1 protein-coding gene is annotated in these 1,228 nt (G+C 51.0%); it reads right to left on the reverse strand.

What is annotated here, in order from left to right; genetic code table 11:
• Positions 1–17: 17 nt before the first annotated feature.
• A protein-coding gene (locus tag CNE01S_RS24015; protein ID WP_096753947.1) for an IS3 family transposase occupies positions 18–1,165 on the reverse strand; the annotation gives its coding sequence in 2 pieces (ribosomal slippage) (positions 18–928 and positions 928–1,165; 1,149 coding nt in all).
• Positions 1,166–1,228 lie beyond the last annotated feature (63 nt).

Here is a 1,228-nt window from a genome sequence, read left to right on the forward strand (position 1 = left end):
GAATCGCCACGGGTAATCTAGACACTTCTGAGCCGTTGATAATATTGGTTTTCATATTCCGTCGGTGACATCTGATCGCTCGAACCATGCCGACGCTTACTGTTATAAAACATTTCTATGTAATCAAAAATATCGCTGCGGGCTTCTTCCCGCGTTCCGTAGATCTTTTTCTTTATCCGTTCACGCTTCAGCAACTGGAAAAAGCTTTCTGCAACTGCATTATCGTGGCAGTTACCGCGACGGCTCATACTCCCCTCCAGGCCGTGTGATTTCAGGAACGACTGCCACTCATAGCTTGTGTACTGACTGCCCTGGTCCGAGTGAACCAGCACCTGTTTTTGGGGATTACGCCGCCATACAGCCATCAGCAGTGCGTTCAGGACAATGTCCTTTGTCATCCGGGATTGCATTGACCAGCCGATAATTTTGCGTGAGAACAGGTCAACAACCACGGCCAGATATAGCCAGCCTTCGTGAGTCCTGATGTAGGTTATGTCCGTTACCCAACGTTCATCCGGAGCATCCGGATTGAACTGTCGCTGGAGCCTGTTGGGCGACACGATACTGGCCTCGCCTTTGCGTGCCCGCGGGCTCCGGTACCCGACCTGAGCCTTTATCCCGGCACGATTCATCAGTCGCCAGACTCTGTTCACTCCGCACTGTTGCCCGCTATCCCGTAAGTCCATATGGATCTTGCGATAACCATAAACGCAACCGGACTCCAGCCAAAACTGTTTGATCTGTCGCGTCAGTCTCAGATCTACCTGGTGGCGCTGAGAATACGGTTGCTTAAACCAGGCGTAAAAGCCACTGGGATGAACATCCAATACCCTGCAGAGCAGACGAACAGGCCAGCAACGGGAGTTGTCACGAATAAAGGCGTACCTCAGTCGGACAGCTTTGCGAAGTACGCCGCGGCTTTTTTTAATATGTCCCGTTCGTCAGTAACCCGCTTAAGCTCTTTCTGGAGACGGCGGATCTCGGCCTGAGTATCTGACGGTTCTTTATTAGTGGAAGAATCCGGACCGTACTTCTTTATCCAGGCGTAAAGGCTGTGGGTGGTGATATCGAGGCGTGTTGCAACGCTGGAAACAGAATGACCGCGATCAACAACCTGCTTGACTGCTTCAATTTTAAACTCTTCGGGATAACGCTTACCGCTCATGAGCACCTCTCTTTAAGTCATCTTAAATGACTCCGAGGTGTCTGTTAAACCCGTGGCGATTCA

The sequence above is a fragment of the Cedecea neteri NBRC 105707 = ATCC 33855 genome (genome assembly GCF_001571265.1).
Lineage (GTDB): Bacteria > Pseudomonadota > Gammaproteobacteria > Enterobacterales > Enterobacteriaceae > Cedecea > Cedecea neteri.